The organism is Aquabacterium sp. UBA2148 (assembly GCF_002328915.1).
GTDB classification, from domain to species: domain Bacteria; phylum Pseudomonadota; class Gammaproteobacteria; order Burkholderiales; family Burkholderiaceae_C; genus Aquabacterium; species Aquabacterium parvum.
In genome coordinates, this window is record NZ_DCXA01000196.1 from 1 (window position 1) to 1,640 (window position 1,640).

Genomic DNA, 1,640 nt, shown 5'->3' on the forward strand with positions numbered 1-1,640 from the left:
GAGCCAGAATCGCGCGCGCGCGCTCCAGCAGCGCCGGTTCACGCTCAAGCTTTTCCACGGCCAGCCGGTGCATGGCCAAGCTGCGACGGTCTAGGTCTGAATGCTGCAAAGGCATGGTTTCAGTCCGAGCAGTCCAAGTGTTCAGCATCCTGTCTCGCGGCGGGCAGTTGCTTGAGCAGTTCTGGCAACCATTCTTGAACCGTTTCCCAAACCACATCAAGGTTGATGTCGAAATACCCATGGGCCATGCGATTGCGCATGTTACGCATGCTGCGCCACGGTATTTCCGCATGCGCCTGGGTAAAGCCGGCACTCGAATCCATCACCTTTGTAGCGGCCTCACCAATGACGATCAAACTCATGATGACGGCCTGCTGAGTGCGCCTGTCAGCCAGGAAGTCATCCTTGTCCATCCCTTCCACGAAGCTGCACGCATCAGCCGCAGCCTGTTGAATGTGGCCCAGGTAATCCGGCAATCGGTTCGCCCTCATACCGGCCGAGCCTCCGCGAGCACCTTGGCGCGGAATTTTGGTGGCAGGTCGCCGGGTGTCAGCAAATCAACGTCCACGCCAAGCAGCGATTTCAGCTCTGCTTCCAAATCGCCCAAGTCCAGCAGCGTGGCGCCAGGCAGCGCGTCAACCAGCAGATCAAGGTCACTGCCGTCCTGATCAGTGCCATGCAGCACCGATCCAAAAATGCGGGGGTTGGCCGTGCGGAAACGGTTCACCGCTTCGCGCACAGCGTTTCGCTTCATATCGAGCGCAACGGACGGTCGCATGGCTTTCCTTTCACATCGGATCTCGTGTCCATGATACGACCCAGGGGCCAACGACGAAAACCCCGGGAGAGGGCAAACGGAACGCCTCAATCCTCAGCCGGCGCATGAAACCGCAACCCCTCGCGCAGCGGCTCGATCCGGTGCCGGCTGTCCAGCGCCCTCACCTGCGACAGCACCGCCGGCACTTCGCCGGGCTTGGGGTGGGTGATGTAGACGCTGACCTCGCCATCCAACTGCGCCAGCTCCTGGGCCAGCGTCTGCGGTGACAGGTGCCCACTGATGTTCGCCAGGTGCGCCTCTTCGTTGCCAAACGCGGTCTCGATCACCAACTGAGCAATGCGCTCACCCTGCAGCGCCTGCCACAAGGCCGGGTTGGGGCCCGTGTCACCCGTGAACACCCACCAGCCCTGCGGCGTCTCGATGCCAAAGCCCACCGCTGGCACCGTGTGCGCCGCCGGCAGCACATGCACCAGCCGGTCGTCGACGCCGCCACGCGCCGGAAAGCGCAGCACCTCGCCCACCTGGAACTCGTGAAAAACCAGCACCGGATGCTGGGCGCTGGGCAGGCGCGTGAAGTCAGGCCAAATCACACCGTTGAAGATGTGGGCGCGCAAGGCGGCCAGCGTCTCAGGCAAAGCATGAACGTGGATGGGGCGCAGACTGCTCAAGCCCCCTCCCCCCATGCGCAGCTTGATGACCGTGTCAGCCAGCAGCGGGATGCTGAGCACGTGGTCCAGGTGGCTGTGCGTGATCAGGACGTGGTCGATGCGGGCGAGCTCGTCCAGGCGCAACTCGCCCACGCCACTGCCCGCGTCGATGAGGATGTCGTCATCGAGCAGGAAGGCCGTGGTGTGGCAGCGCT

The 1,640-nt window shown here is 63.0% G+C and carries 3 protein-coding genes; all 3 read right to left on the minus strand.

Features of this window, described 5'->3' with window-relative positions:
- Positions 1-119: 119 nt before the first annotated feature.
- Positions 120-491, minus strand: a complete 372-nt coding sequence (locus B2W70_RS10900) for a DUF86 domain-containing protein (protein WP_286745654.1) — start codon at positions 489-491, stop codon at positions 120-122.
- A complete protein-coding gene (locus B2W70_RS10905) occupies positions 488-778 on the minus strand; it encodes a nucleotidyltransferase family protein (protein WP_286745655.1) in 291 nt (96 codons plus the stop codon). Before B2W70_RS10905 ends, B2W70_RS10900 begins: the two co-directional genes overlap by 4 nt.
- An 86-nt stretch (positions 779-864) precedes the next feature.
- The coding region (locus B2W70_RS10910) for a 3',5'-cyclic-nucleotide phosphodiesterase (RefSeq protein ID WP_286745657.1) at positions 865-1,640 on the minus strand (776 nt) is incomplete at its 5' end.

Bases quoted from the DNA above. Each gene is read 5' to 3' on its own strand.
- B2W70_RS10900 (WP_286745654.1), bottom strand. From the start codon at position 491: ATGAGGGCGAACCGATTGCCGGATTACCTGGGCCACATTCAACAGGCT.
- B2W70_RS10905 (WP_286745655.1), bottom strand. From the start codon at position 778: ATGCGACCGTCCGTTGCGCTCGATATGAAGCGAAACGCTGTGCGCGAA.